The sequence below is a fragment of the Aquimarina sp. AWH4_224 genome (assembly GCF_056160245.1).
In genome coordinates this window covers 47,395-65,967 of record NZ_JBSWWU010000007.1, presented here as the reverse complement: position 1 = coordinate 65,967, position 18,573 = coordinate 47,395, and the positions used below count along the sequence as shown (strand labels likewise).

Sequence of the window (18,573 nt, the reverse complement as noted above, 5' to 3'; positions counted from 1 at the left end):
AACCTGTTAGATCAACTAACAGGTTTTTTTATGTTTTTGTATTAAGTGATTTCATAAGTTTCTCCAGAAAAGAATAGATCATCGGTCTTGGTAAAGGAAGAATTTGCCCGTACCCGTTCTCGTTGTTCATTTTTTCTTTCTTCCAGAGTGGTGTCCTGATAACTTCTTATAATACCAGTAACCAATGGATATTTTAGCCGAACCAACATTTGGTGTAGTGTTGGATCTTGTTCTTTTGCATCATGGATCAAAATGTCATTTTCGGTAATGTTGTTTTGGTTAATGGTAACCACTTCTAGTTTTAAGCCGTTTAGGCGTAATCCTTTGTCTCGTTCTTTCCCAAAAATCATAGGTTTTCCGTGTTCAACAAAGAGTTGCTGATCTTCACGTACAGCCTTGTCTGTATATTTAGAAAAACAACCATCATTAAAAATCGGGCAGTTTTGCAAAACTTCGATTAACGAAGTGCCTTTAAACTGTTGAGATTCGATAAACATCTTAGACATTTCTTTAGGCGTATTTCCTCCAATTCTGGCAAAAAATCGTGCCTGTGCACCCAATGCTAATTCTCCAGTAGAAAAGGGAGGTTGTGTATTGCCATAGGGTGAAGATTTTGTTTTTTGTCCAACTAATGAGGTAGGGGAGAACTGTCCCTTGGTTAAGCCATAAATTTCATTGTTAAATACAACGATATTAAGGTCCATGTTTCTTCGTAGTACATGAATAAAATGATTTCCTCCAATGGCCATTGAGTCTCCATCACCAGTAATGACCCATACGCTTAGGTTGGGATTAGCTAGTTTTACCCCGGTAGCTATTGCCGGTGCTCTACCATGAATGCTATGTATGCCATAGGTGTTCATGTAATACGGAAAACGTGAAGAGCAACCAATTCCAGAGATAAAAACAATATTTTCTCTTTGTAACCCCATTTCTGGGAGCGCATTTTGCATGGCTCTCAAAATCACATAGTCGTCACAACCAGGGCACCATCGTACTTCTTGGTCACTAGAAAAATCCTTAAATGTATATTTTTTTGTATCTGTAGTGCTCATGGTTTATAACAGGGATTTAAATTTTTGTACGAGTTCCAGGTTTCCAAAAGGAAGTCCTTGTATTTTGTTGTACTGAACGATATCTAGTTGATCAAAATGGGCTCTAAGAATCGTTACGAATTGCCCGTTATTAAGTTCGCATACTACTATCTTTTTGAACTTTGATAATACCTCTCTAGTATTTTTGGGCATGGGATTGATATAATTGAAATGTGCTAACCCAATAGTGTTACAACCTTCTTCAGCAATTTGTTTTACCGAAGAGTACAAAGAGCCGTAAGTACCACCCCATCCAACAACTAAAAGATCTCCAGAGCTTGCAAACTCAGTGGTCAACCCTGGAATATAATTTTGCACACGTTGAATTTTTTCTGCTCTTATTCTGGTCATGTACTCATGATTATCCGGCACGTAAGAGACATTGCCAGTAATCTTATCTTTTTCTAGTCCTCCCACTCGATGTTCTAGACCTGGAGTTCCTGGTATGGCCCAGTTTCTGGCCAAAGTATCATCATTCCTATGATAAGGATGCCATTCTTGCTTAGAAGTCTTAATGATATTGTGTTTGATATCGGGCATATCTTTGGTGGCCTGTATCTTCCAGGGTTCGGATCCGTTGGCAATATAACCATCGCTTAATAGGATAACCGGGGTCATATGTTCTAAAGTAAGTTTTGCCGCTTCGTAAGCAAATCTGAAACAGTTTCCAGGTGTGCTAGCAGCAATAACAATCACCGGGCTTTCGCCATTTCTGCCGTACATGGCTTGTAATAAATCCGATTGTTCGGTTTTGGTAGGTAAACCTGTAGAAGGTCCTCCTCTTTGCACATTTACGATCACTAGAGGTAGCTCGATCATCATGGCTAGGCCAATAGCTTCGGCTTTTAATGCTAACCCGGGTCCCGAAGTGGTGGTAATCGCCAAATTACCCGCAAACGAGGCCCCAATGGCAGAGGTGATACCTGCGATTTCGTCCTCGGCTTGTAATGTTTTGACTCCAAAATGCTCGTGTTTGGCTAGCTCATGAAGAATGTTTGAAGCGGGAGTAATCGGATAAGACCCCAAGAAGAGTTCCAATCCTGTTTTTTCTGCAGCTGCCAAAAAACCCCAAGCGGTGGCAGTATTACCCATGATAATTCTATAGGTTCCCGGATCCATCTTTGCGGGAGCAATCGTATAGGCATTTGGGATTAGCTCTAGTGTTTCTGCAAAGTAATATCCTGCATTTAACACTTTGGTATTGGCTTCAATAATTTGAGGTTTGGATTTAAACTTTTTATTGAAGAAATCTATAGTATATGCTGTAGATCGATTATACATCCAATACACCATACCCAATGCAAACATGTTTTTGCTTCGCACCATGCTTTTATTATCCAATCCTTCGAGATCTTTCAGCGCTTCTTTGGTTAAAGAAGTCATTTTGGCTTCGATCACTCTGTAATTTTCTAAACTTCCATCTTCCAAGGGGTTGGACTCATATTGCGCTTTTTCCAGATTTTTTCTGGTAAATGCATCTGTATCAACAATAATAGTATGGCCAGGTTTTACTGCATGCAGGTTAGTTTTGAGGCCTGCAGGATTCATGGCAACGAGCAAATCTACATCATCTCCAGGAGTGCTAATCTCTATACTTCCTATATGCACCTGAAATCCGGATACGCCATATAAACTTCCTTGAGGAGCTCTAATTTCGGCAGGATAATTAGGAAAGGTAGCTACATCATTTCCAAACATGGCAGAGGTGTCTGAGAATTGGGAGCCTGTTAATTGCATTCCGTCTCCAGAGTCCCCGGCAAACCTTATTACTACAGCTTCTAAAACGTTTTGAGTATCATCGATTTTGTCTGTAGCCATAGGTATATGCTTCTTAAATTCACTTAAATTTATCAAAATTTGAGCAAATGTCTACGAAGCAAGTGTCATATTTAACCTTACTTTTTAAAATGTTGTAATGAATTTAACGGGAATGGATGAGCTTCCTACATGTCAAAAGTTGTGCTGCCTAAGATAGTAGCATTTCTTCATAGGGAACTACGGTGATGTATCCCTTTTTCTTGAAATAGTCCATGTCTTCATAAGAACCGGTTACCAGTACAAAGTCACCGCCCCATCCACCAAGACTCTTGATACTTCCTGGATAATCCGAGAAAAGCCTGGATTTTACAGTTTCTGTTTTGATGATTTTTGAAATAATTGTTTCGTGAGCTGAAATCAATTCTTCAAAAGTTGCAAGATCTGTACACTCCAGCATTTGTTGAGTAATGGCATTAACTTCAGCTTCAGCTTTGTCGAATTCTTTTAAAGGTAGAGATTGGTAGCGCTTAATAGAATCTTTGCTATCTTGTTTTTGATTGAGATAAACAAAAAAGAGGTTGTTCTTGAATACAGGGTCAAAAGGAGCTTCGGTTACTACAGGTTTTCCTTCTGTTCTTTTGTAGATGATAGGAGTGTCATTTTGAGCACATGCAATGTCATAACCACTACCTCCAAAGCTATTTTCTAAAAGTTCAAAAGCATTCACCTTTGCCCATTGCGCAATATTGTTAATCAATGTAGACGAAGAGCCTAATCCCCATTCGCGATCAAATTCCAAGCGACTTTCAACGGTATAGCCACTACTAGTGGTCAAAAAAATTGGATTGAGATCCTTGGCACCGTTTAAAATAGTGAGCAATGTATCTGCAATAGGATCATTAAGAGTATCGTCGGCAAGAGTAAGCCCTTTTTCGGTGATCAGGAAATTGGTTTCGAACCAACAATTTCCGTTTTCATCAAAACTTTGCCAGTGAATACCTTCGGTATCGGTCTCCTCAATAAATAGCCATTGCCCTTTTTGGGTAGGAATTGCTAATGCCTGAGCACCATCCAAAACGAGATACTCTCCGGTTAGTAATAATTTACCATGACTATAAAAGGACTTTTTCATTGGTTAGGACCTTAGTTTTTCAATTTGATTGGCTACTTCACTATGACTAACGGCATTTGTTTTGAAATATGCGATCAGCTGCTCCTTTTCTGTGTTAGTTGCTTCAAATTGGTTAAGGATATTCATTAAGTGCATTTTCATGTGCCCTTGTTGAATCCCTGTGGTTATTAAAGAGTTTATTGCTGCAAAATTTTGCGCCAGACCAGCAACTGCTGTTATCTCCATGAGCTTTTTGGCATTAGGTTGTCCTAACAGTTGTAGGGATAATTTAACCAATGGGTGTAGTGAGGTTAGTCCTCCTACCGTCCCCAAAGCCAGTGGTATTTTTATTGAAAAAACAAATTGATCATCTTGGATCTCTGCATGTGTTAAGCTTTTGTACTTTCCGTCTTTTGCAGCATAAGCATGTGCACCCGCTTCGATCGCTCTGAAATCATTTCCAGTGGCCAACACAACAGCATCAATACCATTCATAATACCTTTGTTGTGGGTTACTGCACGATAGGGTTCTACTTCAGCTATTCGAACCGCTTGTACAAACTTCTTCGCATATTGTTCCGAAGATAAATCTACACCATTAGGAAGTTCGTTTATCGGGCAAGAAACAGTGGCTTGTACAATACATTCAGGAACATAATTAGACAGAATACTCATGATGATTTCGATATTCTTTTCATGATCCGAGAAGTCATCATAAGTTTTGGCTTCAGCTACAAAAGTTTTAGCAAACTGCTCCAGGCACGAATTGATAAAATTCGCCCCCATAGCATCTACCGTTTCAAAGGTGCAATGCAACTGATAATAATTTTCAATTTCAGTAGCCTTATCTTTTAGTACGATTTCTTTTACTCCACCACCTCTTTTCTCCATGTTTTTGGTGATAGAAGAAACGGCTTCTAACAATAGAGGTTTCGTAGCCTTAAAGAAACGTTGTAGTTTTTCAGAGTCTCCTGCATACATAAAGTGTACCTGACCTACTTTGGTAGTTGCAATCACCTCGGCTTTAAATCCACCTCGATTTTGCCAAAACTTGGCCGCTTTACTTGCCGCTGCTACCACAGAACTTTCTTCAATAGTCATGGGTAATGTGTAACGAGTGCCATTGATCAAAAAGTTAGGAGCAACAGAAAATGGGAGATAGTAGTTAGAGATTGTATTTTCTGTAAATTCATCATGAAGCTGTTGCAGCTTTTGATCAGAATTCCAATAGGTAGTAAGGGTATCTATGGTGTTTTGATCATTATTGAAATGATGTTCTGCTAACCACTTTATTTTATCTGCTTTAGAAAGTTTAGAAAATCCAGAAACTACTGGTGCCATCTTGTAATGTAATTTAGTAATGGGGTCAAAGATACTATTCTGTTTTGTGATATTCACTATTCTTTGAAAGTAGCAATTACAGAAATCTACTGAGTTTCATTGTGTAATTATTGTTTAAAAAGCTATTTGTTTAATGATCTGTTAAAAAAAAACACTTTAGCACCCCCGATTTTATTGTATTTAACATCAATTGTTGTATTTTTCACGGATTTTTTAGTAATCTTGGCGTTAACAATTTATACCTCTATGATATGAAATTTACAAAATTGTTTTGTAGTATTTTACTATTTGTAAGTGTTGTCAGCATCGCACAACAAAAGGCATTCACTCTTAATGAGATCTGGGGAGGGGCTTTTAGAACTGAAGGTTTTCAGTCTTTGCACTCTATGAAAAACGGAACTCAATATTCAGTTTTAGAAAACGACCCAATCTCGGGAGCTACCAATATTCAAGTATATGATTATGAAACAGGAGAGAAAGCCAAAACTTTGGTTACTTCTTCTTCTATAGATGGTTTAGCCTCATTTCAAGGGTATACCTTTAGTAAAGATGAAAATAGAATTTTGTTGGCAAGCGAGTTAGAGCAAATCTATCGTCGTTCTTCAAGAGGAATTTATCATATTTATGATGTGCCCTCCAATGGAGTTTTTAAGGTGCATGATAAAAAAATTCAATCCCCATTGCTATCTCCTGATGGAAATAAAATAGCATATGTGCTGGATAATAATATTTATGTATTGAACTTCGCTACTGGGCAGGAGATACAACTTACCGACGACGGAAAGAAAAATGAAATCATAAACGGGATTACCGACTGGGTATACGAGGAAGAATTTTCATTTGTAAGAGCTTTTGATTGGAGCGCAGACAGTAACAAAATTGCATTTTTAAGATTTGACGAAAGAGAAGTTCCGGAATTTTCTATGGATGTGTATGGGAAAGACTTGTATCAAAAACAAGACGTTTTTAAGTATCCTAAAGCGGGAGAAAAGAATTCTAAGGTCTCGTTGTTTGTTGCTGATATAGGTGCAATGGCATTGGATGAGGTAAAACTAGGAGATTATAAAGATTTTTATATCCCAAGAATAAAATGGAGTGCTAATCCAGATATTTTGAGTGTTCAGGTGATGAACAGGCATCAAAATAATCTGGATTTAATTTTTGTAGACGCCAAAACCAAGGCGCCAAAAGTGGTACTTAATGAGAAAGATGAAGCCTATATCGATGTTACCGACAACCTTACTTTTCTAGATGATAATAGTTTTATCTGGACTAGTGAAAAAGATGGGTTCAACCATATCTATCACTATGCTGCTACTGGGGAGTTGATCAATCAGGTAACCAAAGGCCCTTGGGAAGTGACACAATATTATGGGTATGATACCAAAAACAAAAAGGTGTTCTATCAAAGTGTAGAAAATGGAAATATCAATAGGGATGTATATTCTATTGGATTGGATGGAGCTGATAAGAAAAGATTGAGCGCTAAGGAAGGGACCAATGATGCCGAGTTTAGTGCAGATTTTAGTGTGTATATCAGCTATTTTTCGAATGCAACAACACCATATGAGTATTCTTTGAATAACGGAAAAACAGGAAAAGTAATTCGAGAATTAAAGAACAACAACGCACTTACGGAAAAATTAAAACAATACGATGTTCGTCCAAAAGAATTCTCGACAATCGAGATCAATGGAGAAACTCTGAATATGTGGATGATCAAGCCAAAGGATTTTGATCCAAGCAAGAAATATCCATTGTTTATGTATCAATATTCTGGGCCTGGATCCCAGATGGTGAGAAACTCCTGGAATAGAGCTAATGATTACTGGTATATGATGTTAGCACAACAAGGGTATATTGTGGCTTGCGTAGACGGTAGAGGTACCGGACTGAAAGGAGCAAAGTTTAAAAAAGCAACGCAAAACGATTTGGGGAATCTAGAAGTACAAGATCAAATAGCTGCAGCCAAGCAGTTAGGAGCATTGGATTATATCGATGCTTCTCGAATCGGAATTTGGGGATGGAGCTACGGTGGATTTATGTCTAGTAATTGTTTGTTTAAAGCGCCGGAGACTTTCAAAATGGCGATTGCTGTTGCTCCGGTAACGAGTTGGAGATTTTATGATACCATATATACGGAACGATATTTGATGACTCCTCAGGAGAATCCTAAAGGGTACGATGATAATTCACCTATTAATTTTGTGGATGGTTTAAAAGGAAAATTCTTGTTGGTGCATGGTAGTGCTGATGATAATGTTCATGTGCAAAATACGATGCAATTGGTAGAAGCCCTTGTGCAGGCAAATAAAGATTTTGATTGGGCAATTTATCCAGACAAGAATCACGGTATATATGGAGGAAACACAAGGTTACATCTGTATAACAAGATGACTCACTTCATTAAAAACAACTTATAATCATTTAAGCTAATAAACTAAAATTAAACTAACATATAATGGCAAATACAGTTAAAGCAGCTCATCAAAAGGAGCTTTTTGGGCACCCAGTAGGGTTATATATATTATTTTTTACAGAAATGTGGGAACGTTTTTCCTACTATGGAATGAGAGCTCTTTTTGTGTTATATCTTACAACAAAAACTGTGGATGAGAACCCTGGACTAGGTTGGTCTTCGGGTGAGGCTTTGGCATTATATGGTTGGTATACTATGTTGGTATACGTAGCATCTATTCCGGGAGGGTGGATTGCAGATAAGTTGATTGGTCAAAAGAAATCCGTTCTTGTAGGAGGACTTTTATTAGTTGCCGGACATAGTATTTTGGCAGTTGAGGAAATGTGGGCATGGTATTCTGGTTTGGGACTGATCATTGCCGGAGTTGGTATGCTAAAACCTAATATCTCTACAATGGTAGGAGGTTTGTATAAACAAGGTGATATACGAAGGGATAAAGGATTTACTATTTTTTATATAGGGATAAATTTGGGAGCATTTCTGTCAAGTTTAATCGTTGGTTATGTAGGAGAAGTTCATGGATGGCATTATGGATTTGGATTAGCCGGAATAGGTATGGCTTTAGGATTGTTACAATATCTTTTGGGACAGAAATACTTAAAAGAGGTAGGTAATTTCTTAGGTACTTCAGAAAAAGCAGAAGATAAAGAAGCAATGAAAAAGCCGTTGACCAAGATTGAAAAAGACAGAATCGTTGTTTTATTGATTTCATTTTTGTTAGTGATTGTTTTTTGGGGAGCTTTTGAACAAGCAGGAGGATTGATGAATATCTATGCAAAAGAAAAGACCAATAGAATGTTAATGGGATGGGAAGTTCCGGCTTCTTGGTTCCAATCTCTTAATGCGATGTTTATCATATTTTTAGGTACATCTGTAGCATTGTATTGGGCAAATAGAAAACTAAAAGGAAAAGTATCTAGCTCATTATTTAAGATGATTGTGGGATTAATTATTATGGGTACGGGATTCTTTTTTATGACAGCAGCCTCCATGGAGTTTGAATCTAGTGGATCATCTGCCATGTATTGGTTGGTATTAGCCTATTTGTTCCATACCATAGGAGAGCTTTGTATTTCTCCGGTTGCACTTTCATTTATTACCAAGTTAGCTCCGGTAAAATATGCAGCTTTGATGATGGGAGTTTACTTTGCGATGACAGGATTTGGAAATAAATTGGCTGGATTACTAGGAGAGTGGGCGGAAAGCCAAGGAGAGTTTAAAATATTTACGGGGATAGCAGTTTTCTGTGTAGTGTTTGGTTTACTCGTAATGATTTTTAGAAAGAAATTAGAAATACTTACTCATGGAGTAGAGGATAAAGAAGGAACTATTCACGAGGAAGCGGAAGGGTTCGAACTAGCAGACGCTTCAGAATAATTATAATTCCACTTTATGAGTACAGATATAGAAAACCTGTTTAAGGACAAGGTCCTAGGTCACCCAGCTGGTTTATTCATCATATTTTTTACTGAAATGTGGGAGCGATTTTCGTTTTATGGAATGAGAATCCTCTTAGTCATATTTCTTACAGCACCTTTGTTTGGAGAAAATCCAGGGTGGGCTAATTGGCCCAGAGAACACGCTTTGGCGTTGTTTGGCACTTATGCTTCCTTGCTTTATCTAACTCCAATATTAGGAGGGTATATAGCTGACAAGATCACAGGATATCGTTGGGCAGTGGTCATTGGCTGTTTAATCATGACACTGGGGCATTTATCTATGGCTTTCGAAACTGAAATGACCCTATACCTTGGTTTAGCTTTATTGGTAATAGGAACAGGTCTGTTTAAACCGAATATTACTTCTATTATTTCGGAAATGTACAAAGGTAATGATGCCAAAAAGGATGGAGCTTATACCATATTTTATATGGGAGTAAATGCAGGAGCATTTTTTGGGATCATGCTTTGCGGTTATCTTGGCGAGAACTATAGTTGGGCGCTAGGTTTTGGATTAGCGGGTATCTTTATGTTTTTGGGGATGATTATGTTCTGGTTGGCTAGAAACCTATTTGGTGATATCGGAGCCAAGCCCAACAAAGAAGCTAAAAAAGAAGTGGTACTTGAAGATGGGGACAAATTAAATCCTTTTACGATGCTGGATAAAGTATTGATAGCGATTACCGCTATTATTGGTTTTACTTGGTTGATTAACGATCCAATGTCAAAGATTGGAAACGTTAATTTATTTGACTTCTCCTTAGGAGGTTATGAGGGGCCGACTGTGATGATCGTATTTGCAGTTATTCTGTTTGTTTATCTTATCATTTCAAGAATTCTTCGTTACAGCCATACCGTAAGAGATAGAATGTTTGCAGTTGCTATATTCGCATTTTTTACGATTTTCTTTTGGGCAGCTTTTGAACAAGCAGCAGGTTCATTAAATATTTTTGCAAGAGACTATACCGCAAGAGACCTTTCAGGATCTTCGGCATTAATCTTTAAAGTGATTGATACCATTTTAACGGTAGTACCTCTTGCGATCATTACCTGGGTGTTGTATCTGGTATTCAAGAAGACGTTTTCTAAGATAGGCCTTTCGAATGTGGTATTATCTATCTCATTTTTGATTATCTGGGGGATTGTAATCTGGAAATTAAATAATGAGTTTAGTAAAGATACTACAGAAGTAGGAGCTACCTGGTTCGGAATTTTGAATTCGTTTTTTATCATTGCTTTAGCTCCATTATTCTCAAAATGGTGGGAAAGTAAATATAATCCAAGTGCAGCCTTCAAATATGGATTTGGTTTAGGACTATTAGGATTTGGTTTTGCATTGCTTGCTTATGGATCTTCAGGAATTCCACAAGGGGCGCAAACCGCTTCAGTAAGTATGATTTGGTTAATCTTGGCCTATTTATTCCACACTTTAGGAGAATTGTGTTTATCACCAGTAGGATTATCTTATCTTAGTAAACTCGTACCCGGAAGGATGATTGCATTCATGTTTGGGATCTGGTATTTGGCCATTGCCATCGGTCAAAAAGCGGCAGGTACCTTAGGAGGAATGATCGATGAAGTAACCGCAAATTATAATTTGTCTACTTTTTTTCTGATATTTACAGTAGTCCCTATAGCGGCAGCGGTTTTAATTATGTTGCTTAACCCGGTCATGAAAAAACTCATGCACGGAGTGCGATAAATAATAATATACGTCTTCACTCGTTTCCCAAAGACGGGTGAAGTTTTAAATAAGGAACAGTTTTTGTTTCCGACAAACTAGAAAAAAGGATACTAATGAAGAACCTACTTTTAATATGCGTGATGCTTTTGTGTGTTACTACCCAGGCACAAGAGATCAAATGGATGTCTTTTAATGAAGCACTAGAGGCACAAAAAAAGGAACCGAGAAAGATTTTTATGGATGTGTATACCGATTGGTGCGGTCCTTGTAAACTTCTGGATAAAAAAACGTTTCATAATAAGGACGTTGTTTCTTATGTAAATGAAAACTTCTACGCGGTAAAGTTTAATGCCGAAGGTACAGAAAAGATTGAGTACAATAATTTTACGTATACCAATCCTAACTATAAACCCGGTAGAAAAGGAAGAAATAGTCAACACTTTTTTGCCAATGCGTTAAAAATTTCTGGATATCCAAGTATTGTTTTCTTTGATGAGAATGGAGGATTAATTGCTCCCGTGGTGGGATATAAAACACCACAACAATTAGAGCTGTACCTCAAGATGATTCATAGTGATGATTATAAGCAGTTAACCAGTGCTGATGCTTGGAAAAAGTATGAGAAAGCTTTCGTAGGTACGTTTACGAATTAGAATTACATAATAAGAGATAAATAAGCTCCTTTTCGTTTTACGGAAAGGAGTTTTTTATTTGGAAAGTGAGAACCAAAGAAAAAGAATTATTTAGTATCTTCAAAGCACACAACTCACAAACATCTTAATTATGATTCGGTTCAAACTATTTGTTGGTGCTCTACTATATAGTACACTTTTTTATGCACAACAATCCAAAATCAGTTCCAACAAAACTTCGGTAATAGAAGCAGTTGAAAAACAAGAAAAAAAGATGATCACCATGAGTGATCAAATATGGGGATTTGCCGAAACTGCCTTTCAAGAAAAACAATCGGCCAAGGTATTAGCAGATTATGCCGAATCTCAGGGGTTTACTGTAGATCGTGGAGTAGCAGATATACCTACAGCTTTTGTGGCTTCTTATGGTAGTGGTTCTCCAGTTATTGGGATTTTGGGAGAGTTTGACGCGTTGCCTGGGATATCACAAAAAGCACAGCCTACCAAAGAACCTTTGCAAAAAGATGCTGGGGGACATGGATGTGGTCATAATCTGTTTGGAGTAGCTAGTTTATCTGCCGCTGTAGCTATAAAGGATTTGATCAAACAAGGAAAGATAAAAGGGACCATTAAGTTCTTTGGGACTCCTGCCGAAGAGAAGTTTTTTGGGAAACTATTTATGGCAAGAGCCGGATTGTTTGAAGGTCTTGATGTTTGTTTGGATTGGCATCCTTCGGCAAAGACCAAAGCTGATGTACAAAGTTCGCTGGCCTTGGTGGATTTTATCGTAGAATTTAATGGTCAGGCGGCTCATGCATCTGCCGATCCCTGGAATGGAAGAAGTGCTTCGGATGCTTTGGAATTGTATACCACTGGGATTAACTATTTGAGAGAGCATATCAAACCTACCGTACGTATACATTACGATATTCAAAAAGCAGGAGATGTGGTGAATGTAGTTCCAGATTACTCCAGAATATGGATACGTGTAAGAGATACAAAACGTGAGGGTATGGAAGAAGTATGGAAACGTGTGGAGATAATGGCTGAAGGAGCTGCTATTATGGCAAATGTGGACTATAAGGTTAGTTTGGTTTCTGGATTACATGAGATTTTGGTGAATAGAGCAGGAGGGAAAGCCATGCAAAAAAACCTGGAGTACCTGGGAGAAATTCAATATACTGAAGAAGAATTGGCATTTGCGTACAAAATACAAGAAGGAACCGGGAAACCTCAAAAGGGAATAGACGCCAAAATAAACCCTTTGGAAGAGACAAAAGAGCATCCTGGAGGTGGTTCTACAGATGTGGGAGATGTGAGTTGGTTGGTTCCGGTTGTGCGATTAGGAGTTACTACGGCTCCAATTGATACACCTTGGCACTCATGGGCTGTTGTAGCCTGCGGAGGAATGTCTATTGGTCATAAAGGGATGATTCAAGCGTCAAAGGCACTTGCTATGACTATGGTTGATATGTATGATGACGAAAAATTAGTCGAAGAGGTCAAAAAAGAATTTAAAGAAAGAAAGGGAGATTACGTCTATAAAGCCATCCTTCCCGATGGTCCTCCTCCCATTCCTACAGTTTCAAACTAAGGTCTATTTGGATAAACAGGAAATATCAAAAAGATGAGTCTCACACATTTATTAACCTTTTACACAATTAATTAGTAAGTTTTTCGTTACCTACAACGTAAACCCAAAAATACCCAAATTGGAAGAAAAATAGATAAAATGTGTATTTCAAAGATAATTTTGTTGTTTTTGTCGATGTTTTTTCTTTTTTTTGGCACCAATAAACCTACTTAATGAAAAAAATCTTCACCCTAGCTACCCCAACTATGTTGTTCATAGGCTTACTCCTTTCATTTATGCCTACCAAACAACCGCAGTTACCAAAACAAGAACAAGCGGTGCTTTTACCGCAACCACTTCCAGAACCAGTTTTAGCGTCTGATTCTTTTAAGAAAAGGATCGCAGATTCTATTCAAGCGTATTTTGATAAGGCAGTACAAAAAAAGCAAATCGTTGGTGCTTCAGTTGCTGTTGTAAAATGTGATTCTATTATCTATGCAGATGGTTTTGGTAGTAGAAATAGCAGACTACTAGATAATGTGGATGAAGAGACGATCTTTAGAATTGGATCTGTATCCAAGGGATTTGCGGGAATCTTAGCAGGAATTCATGTACAAGAAGGCCTTATCGATTGGGAAGATAAGATTATCAATCACATTCCTAATTTCAGATTAGCCAGTGCAGCGCAAACCAAAAAAGTAACCCTGTCTCATGTGCTTTCGCATACTTCAGGATTGCCTTATCATAGTTTTACCAACCTTGTAGAAGCTGGAGTTTCTTTAGATAATATCGCCAGTAGATTTAATGAAGTGCGTCCACTTCAGGAACCAGGTTATTTTTATAATTACCAAAATGCCATTTTTGCGTTAAGTGGTGAAATTATTGAACGTGTTACTCAAAAGCCGCTTTTTGAAGTTATTCAGGAAAAAATATTTGACCCTCTTGGGATGGATAGAGCTTCTGCTACTTACGAAGCTTTACAAGGAGATACTAATATTGCATTACCGCATCAACGTTTACGATATGGATGGAGACCCATGCGGCTAAACAAAAAGTATTATGGAGCGGTTGCTGCAGGTGGTATTAATGCTAGTGCAATGGATATGGGGCAATGGATGAAGTTTTTGTTGGGGAATAACCCCGAGGTGCTTATGCCGAAAACCATGGAAAAAGTATTTAGCCCAGTAATACAAGTAGGTGGAAGAAGAAGTTACTACCAAAGATGGCCAGGATATGTAAGTTCACATTATGGGCACGGTTGGAGAATCCACACCTTTAAAGATCAGGAAACTGAGCAATTACAAAGAGTAATCCATCACGGAGGAAGTGTTAACAATTTCCGAAGTGAAATAGCGATTTACCCAAATGAGGATTTAGGGATTTGTGTACTATTCAATAGCCCAAATAAAATGGCAAAAGATTGTATCCCTAAAATCCGTCAAATCATAAAGGATATCCTTAATTCAAAAGAGATTATCGAGGAAGATGAAAATTTAAAAGAAGCATTGGTGATGTTGTAATGACAACTCGAAGGTTGGGCTGTTTTCAGCTACTTTAATACAAACGCTCCGTCTCGATCCGTGCGATGAAAAGGAATATTTCTATCGGCGCAGGTTTTCTCCCAACGTTCTATAAAATTTCTATAATTGTTGCCATCTGCAATCAGTTGTTTAGGTGCCAGGCTGTCAATCAATCGTTCTAAATGAATTCTGGGCGAACCGGATAAAAGAAGGATGTCTGAATCCAAGAAGCGTTGAGAATACGTAAATGTACTATCGATAACCATTATGGTTCGCTTCTTATGTTGATATTGATGTTGAAAAACCTCATTTTGTTTCAAAACAGCTCTTTTTTTGATCAAATAATTAGAAAAGAGGAAGTTTTTGGTGTTCTCTGCAATTGGTGATTTGGCATTCATGATCAGTTGTTGGTGTTCTAAATGTCCAACTACAGTATTTCCAAATTGATGAAAAATAACCAATTCATTTTGTTGATTAGCTTCATGTTTTTCAAATGCTATGATCAACATTATCATTACCGTTACCATTCCTAGAATAATATATTTTTTGAAGGATGCTTTTTGAAGCGTCAGAATGGCGATAATAATCAGGGTATAGGAAAGAAGTAACAACTGCCAAGAAAAGGAAATTTCAGTTAGCACAAAATTGCTTTTTGAAGCAATCCAGGAAACACTTCCATTCATAAAATCGATACCATACCCAAATACTGCAACGAGCGGTTCTGGTAATATTCCTATTGAAGCTAAAATAATAACAACCACTCCCAAACCCAGAATACTGCCTAGAAATGGAATGATGATCAAATTAGAAACAAAAAACAACAATGGGAATTGATGAAAGTAAAATATAGTAAGCGGAGCTAATCCCAGTTGAGCTGAAAAGGTTACGGTAAGCGTTTCCCAAATTTTTTTAACTAGAAAATTGGAAGGAGTGTACCATTTGGCAAATAGCGGTTGTAAATATACTATAGAAAAAACAGCGATATAACTGAATTGAAAACCAATGGAGAAAAGTAATAAAGGATGAAAGCAAAGTAAAACAAATGCGGAAAGGATCAAAGTATTATAGGTGCTGGTTGTAGAACCTATTTGCATCCCTATGGTAAGAAAAGAGAACATGGTTACGGCTCGCAACACCGAGGAAGATAGGCCCGCAATGACTGCAAAAAACCAAAGAAATATTAATAACAAAACTGCTTTGAGAATCTTTCCTTTTGGGTGATATCTTTCTAAAGGTCGTAATACAGTATTGAGAAGTAATAATAAGATCCCTACATGCAATCCCGAAACGGCTAGGATATGCATGGCTCCAGCATCGCGATAGGATTGTATGGTTTGTTGATCGATATCTTGTCTCTGACCTAATAATAAAGCTTGGATTACGGCCAATTGTTTTGTGGAAAATGAGTAGGTCTTTAAGTTTAAGATAATGTGTTTTCTAACCTGATCAGCCAATCTGAAAATAGATAGAATTGAGGTTGAGTCTTGAGCTAATTGCGATGGGTGCAATTTGATTTGATGGGTGATATACTGTTTTTTTAAGTATGCAGCATAATCAAATTGGTCAGGGTTTAATGGTTTGGGAATCGATTTTATTTGAGTAAACGTGGTATAGCAATTTCCTATATCTAGGTTGTTATGAAGACTATCCTTAGGAAGGAGCAATAATAACTTTCCTCGGGTTGACTTACCGTCGATAATAACAATATCAACGACATATTTTTGATAATAGGAAGTGGATTTTAATCGTTCTTTGACATTAAACTTGATTCCTATTGGCTGTTGAAGCTGTTGATCATAAATTAGGTTCGAATAGTGATTCGGTCTAAGTAATGGATTGTGTAGGTTAATAAGTGTTATTCCAAATGCTATGAACACAGCAATGGCAGTTGTTACAAACCCCCAACCTTGGTTAAATGGTTTTTTGGATTTCCACCAAAACATACTGAGCATCGCTATCGCAATACAAAGACTTATTAAGCTTGGAATAACAGCAATGCAGAAATAGTAACCAATCACTATTCCAACAATCATGGATATAGTAATAATAAGAAATGGTGTGTTAATTGACTTTGGTTGCTGCACCAGAAATATGATTTGCAAAATGTATCATGCAATTATACAAGCTGCCAGTTTCATATTTTAAAACTCCAAGTTTGGATTAATCTATATTCTTTTTCAGAGAAAACAAGAATTATAATACCCTTCGAGCCCATGCAAAAGCCTTGTTCCAATAGGTTTCGTCAAGGCTTGAAATGATAACACCTCTGGAGGTGGATGCATGGATAAATTTGATAGTGCCTCTGGTTTCTACTACAAGTCCTACGTGTGAGATGACATTCTTTCTTTTGTTGGTTTTAAAGAATAGCAAATCCCCAACAGCTACTTTTTTTAAAGCAATAGCTTTTCCTTGAGTGGCCATAGTTTTTGACGTCCTGGGGAGAATCACATTTTCTTTTTTGAAAGAAGTATATACCAATCCAGAACAATCCATACCTTTTTTAGTAGTTCCACCATATTTGTATTTGGTCCCACTGAAGGATTTGGCGTGGCTAATAATACTTTTAATCTTTTTGTCGTTAGGATTCTTTTTTGAGGTAGCCCTGGTTGTTTTCTTAGTATTTTGAGATATTACGGCCTTCTTTTTGGAAGAACTACCGCAGGAGGTCAAAAATAAGCCTAAGGTTAGTATTAAAAAGTAAGTAATTATTTTTTTCATTTTGGGGAGTTTTTTTGTTATCGATGAGCGTCGACAATTAATTGAGCTGCTTTATCGTTTGCACCTCGACCGCCAAGTTGTTTTTCAAGGTCGTAATAGTCCAAAAACATAACGGCTCTTTGATAATCGTCTACTATTTTGGTAAGCTCTTCTTTTAATCGTTCAGCATTAAAATCATTTTGAATGAGCTCGGTTACAACAGGTTTATCCATAATCAGATTTACCAATGATATGTAGTCAAGATTAATGATACGTTTTGCAATTTGATATGAAATGTAACTTCCTTTGTAACAAACCACCTGTGGGACTTTAAACAAAGCCGTCTCTAGCGTAGCAGTTCCCGAAGTGACCAAAGCGGCATTACTAAGACTTAGTAAATCATATGTTTCGTTCATTACAAGATGAACACCTTTCTTTTTGATAAACGGAGCATAAAAAGATGCTTCCTGACTGGGAGCACCACCAATAACAAATTGATACGCTGGGAAATCATCCACTATAGTTAGCATAGTCTCTAGCATTTTTTTGATTTCCTGCTTACGACTCCCAGGTAATATTGCAATTATGGGACGATCATCCAGTTGATGTTTTGTCTTGAACTCTTCTGGAGTAATTTGTTCATGATTGTTGATCGCATCGATAAGTGGATGCCCTACGAAATGAACCGGATAGTCGTATTTGTCGTAAAAATCTTTGACAAATGGTAATACTACATACATATAGTCTACATAGGCCTTTATCGTTTTGATACGACCTTCTCTAGATGCCCAAATTTGTGGGCTTATGTAGTAATGAGTAGTAAAACCATGCTGTTTTGCCCACTTTGCTATAGGAAGATTAAACCCTGAGTTGTCGATCAAAATGAGCACATCTGGTTGATATGCTTCAATATCCTTTTTGCAATATTTAATAAACCCTAGAATCTTGCGTAGGTTAAGGAGTATTTCTATGAACCCCATAAAAGAACGCTCCTTGTAATGTTTTACCAATGTGCCGCCAACGGCTTGCATAAGATCCCCTCCCCAAAATCTAAATTCTGCTTTAGGGTCTTCGATAAGCAAGGATTTCATTAAGTTAGAACCGTGTAAATCCCCGGAAGCTTCTCCTGCAATTAGGTAATATTTCATCTGTTCTTTTTTTGTTGCTTTTAATTGTCAGATATCATTCGCCACTTACCTTTTGTTGATGTCAACCTCATGGTTATGGTTTATTTGATGTGTTTAT

The 18,573-nt window shown here is 37.5% G+C and carries 13 protein-coding genes; 6 read left to right on the top strand and 7 right to left on the bottom strand.

All coding sequences use genetic code 11. From position 1 onward, the window contains the following. Positions 1-41: 41 nt before the first annotated feature. From ACXAGJ_RS14440 to ACXAGJ_RS14425, 4 genes are all read right to left on the bottom strand, one after another. Entirely contained in the window at positions 42-1,055 is a 1,014-nt protein-coding gene (locus ACXAGJ_RS14440) for a 2-oxoacid:ferredoxin oxidoreductase subunit beta (protein WP_474840873.1), read from the bottom strand. Positions 1,056-1,058: 3 nt separating this feature from the next. Then, on the bottom strand, positions 1,059-2,912 hold the full coding sequence (locus ACXAGJ_RS14435) for a 2-oxoacid:acceptor oxidoreductase subunit alpha (protein ID WP_474840872.1): 1,854 nt from the start codon (positions 2,910-2,912) through the stop codon (positions 1,059-1,061). Between the two features lie 148 nt (positions 2,913-3,060). Then, positions 3,061-3,984: a GYDIA family GHMP kinase gene (locus ACXAGJ_RS14430; RefSeq protein WP_474840871.1), complete on the bottom strand. Its 924-nt coding sequence runs from the start codon at positions 3,982-3,984 to the stop codon at positions 3,061-3,063. A 3-nt stretch (positions 3,985-3,987) separates the two neighbouring features. After that, a complete protein-coding gene (locus ACXAGJ_RS14425) occupies positions 3,988-5,304 on the bottom strand; it encodes a hydroxymethylglutaryl-CoA reductase, degradative (RefSeq protein WP_474840870.1) in 1,317 nt (438 codons plus the stop codon). Positions 5,305-5,555: 251 nt separating this feature from the next. Between ACXAGJ_RS14425 and ACXAGJ_RS14420 the strand changes: the two genes are divergently transcribed. The 6 genes from ACXAGJ_RS14420 (at position 5,556) to ACXAGJ_RS14395 (ending at position 14,631) form a co-directional block, all read left to right on the top strand. Next, positions 5,556-7,727, top strand: coding sequence for a S9 family peptidase (locus ACXAGJ_RS14420; RefSeq protein WP_474840869.1), 2,172 nt, complete (start codon positions 5,556-5,558; stop codon positions 7,725-7,727). Between the two features lie 38 nt (positions 7,728-7,765). Further along, a complete protein-coding gene (locus ACXAGJ_RS14415; protein ID WP_474840868.1) occupies positions 7,766-9,160 on the top strand; it encodes a peptide MFS transporter in 1,395 nt (464 codons plus the stop codon). 15 nt (positions 9,161-9,175) lie between these two features. Next, positions 9,176-10,924: a peptide MFS transporter gene (locus ACXAGJ_RS14410; protein WP_474840867.1), complete on the top strand. Its 1,749-nt coding sequence runs from the start codon at positions 9,176-9,178 to the stop codon at positions 10,922-10,924. A gap of 95 nt (positions 10,925-11,019) precedes the next feature. Then, complete coding sequence (locus ACXAGJ_RS14405; RefSeq protein WP_473285127.1) at positions 11,020-11,559, top strand: thioredoxin fold domain-containing protein; 540 nt, start codon at positions 11,020-11,022, stop codon at positions 11,557-11,559. 130 nt (positions 11,560-11,689) lie between these two features. Beyond that, positions 11,690-13,132 (top strand): amidohydrolase, encoded by a 1,443-nt coding sequence (locus ACXAGJ_RS14400; protein WP_474840866.1) that lies wholly within the window; start codon positions 11,690-11,692, stop codon positions 13,130-13,132. 212 nt (positions 13,133-13,344) lie between these two features. Beyond that, positions 13,345-14,631 carry a serine hydrolase domain-containing protein gene (locus ACXAGJ_RS14395; protein ID WP_474840865.1) on the top strand — a complete coding sequence of 429 codons (1,287 nt, stop codon included), beginning with the start codon at positions 13,345-13,347 and terminating at the stop codon, positions 14,629-14,631. 29 nt (positions 14,632-14,660) lie between these two features. Here ACXAGJ_RS14395 and ACXAGJ_RS14390 read toward each other — a convergent pair whose 3' ends face one another. From ACXAGJ_RS14390 to lpxB, 3 genes are all read right to left on the bottom strand, one after another. Further along, positions 14,661-16,664 (bottom strand): ComEC/Rec2 family competence protein, encoded by a 2,004-nt coding sequence (locus ACXAGJ_RS14390; RefSeq protein WP_474840864.1) that lies wholly within the window; start codon positions 16,662-16,664, stop codon positions 14,661-14,663. Positions 16,665-16,824: 160 nt separating this feature from the next. Further along, a complete protein-coding gene (locus tag ACXAGJ_RS14385) occupies positions 16,825-17,349 on the bottom strand; it encodes a C40 family peptidase (RefSeq protein ID WP_474840863.1) in 525 nt (174 codons plus the stop codon). A 17-nt stretch (positions 17,350-17,366) separates the two neighbouring features. Next, positions 17,367-18,476: a lipid-A-disaccharide synthase gene (lpxB, locus tag ACXAGJ_RS14380; protein WP_474840862.1), complete on the bottom strand. Its 1,110-nt coding sequence runs from the start codon at positions 18,474-18,476 to the stop codon at positions 17,367-17,369. Between the last annotated feature and the right edge of the window lie 97 nt (positions 18,477-18,573).

What these genes read in the sequence shown, in the direction of transcription:
- ACXAGJ_RS14390 (WP_474840864.1), bottom strand. Translation starts at nt 16,664, where the DNA reads ATGATTGTTGGAATAGTGATTGGTTACTATTTCTGCATTGCTGTTATT.
- ACXAGJ_RS14395 (WP_474840865.1), top strand. Translation starts at nt 13,345, where the DNA reads ATGAAAAAAATCTTCACCCTAGCTACCCCAACTATGTTGTTCATAGGC.
- ACXAGJ_RS14430 (WP_474840871.1), bottom strand. Translation starts at nt 3,984, where the DNA reads ATGAAAAAGTCCTTTTATAGTCATGGTAAATTATTACTAACCGGAGAG.
- ACXAGJ_RS14385 (WP_474840863.1), bottom strand. Translation starts at nt 17,349, where the DNA reads ATGAAAAAAATAATTACTTACTTTTTAATACTAACCTTAGGCTTATTT.
- ACXAGJ_RS14435 (WP_474840872.1), bottom strand. Translation starts at nt 2,912, where the DNA reads ATGGCTACAGACAAAATCGATGATACTCAAAACGTTTTAGAAGCTGTA.
- ACXAGJ_RS14415 (WP_474840868.1), top strand. Translation starts at nt 7,766, where the DNA reads ATGGCAAATACAGTTAAAGCAGCTCATCAAAAGGAGCTTTTTGGGCAC.
- ACXAGJ_RS14425 (WP_474840870.1), bottom strand. Translation starts at nt 5,304, where the DNA reads ATGGCACCAGTAGTTTCTGGATTTTCTAAACTTTCTAAAGCAGATAAA.
- lpxB (WP_474840862.1), bottom strand. Translation starts at nt 18,476, where the DNA reads ATGAAATATTACCTAATTGCAGGAGAAGCTTCCGGGGATTTACACGGT.
- ACXAGJ_RS14420 (WP_474840869.1), top strand. Translation starts at nt 5,556, where the DNA reads ATGAAATTTACAAAATTGTTTTGTAGTATTTTACTATTTGTAAGTGTT.
- ACXAGJ_RS14410 (WP_474840867.1), top strand. Translation starts at nt 9,176, where the DNA reads ATGAGTACAGATATAGAAAACCTGTTTAAGGACAAGGTCCTAGGTCAC.
- ACXAGJ_RS14405 (WP_473285127.1), top strand. Translation starts at nt 11,020, where the DNA reads ATGAAGAACCTACTTTTAATATGCGTGATGCTTTTGTGTGTTACTACC.
- ACXAGJ_RS14440 (WP_474840873.1), bottom strand. Translation starts at nt 1,055, where the DNA reads ATGAGCACTACAGATACAAAAAAATATACATTTAAGGATTTTTCTAGT.
- ACXAGJ_RS14400 (WP_474840866.1), top strand. Translation starts at nt 11,690, where the DNA reads ATGATTCGGTTCAAACTATTTGTTGGTGCTCTACTATATAGTACACTT.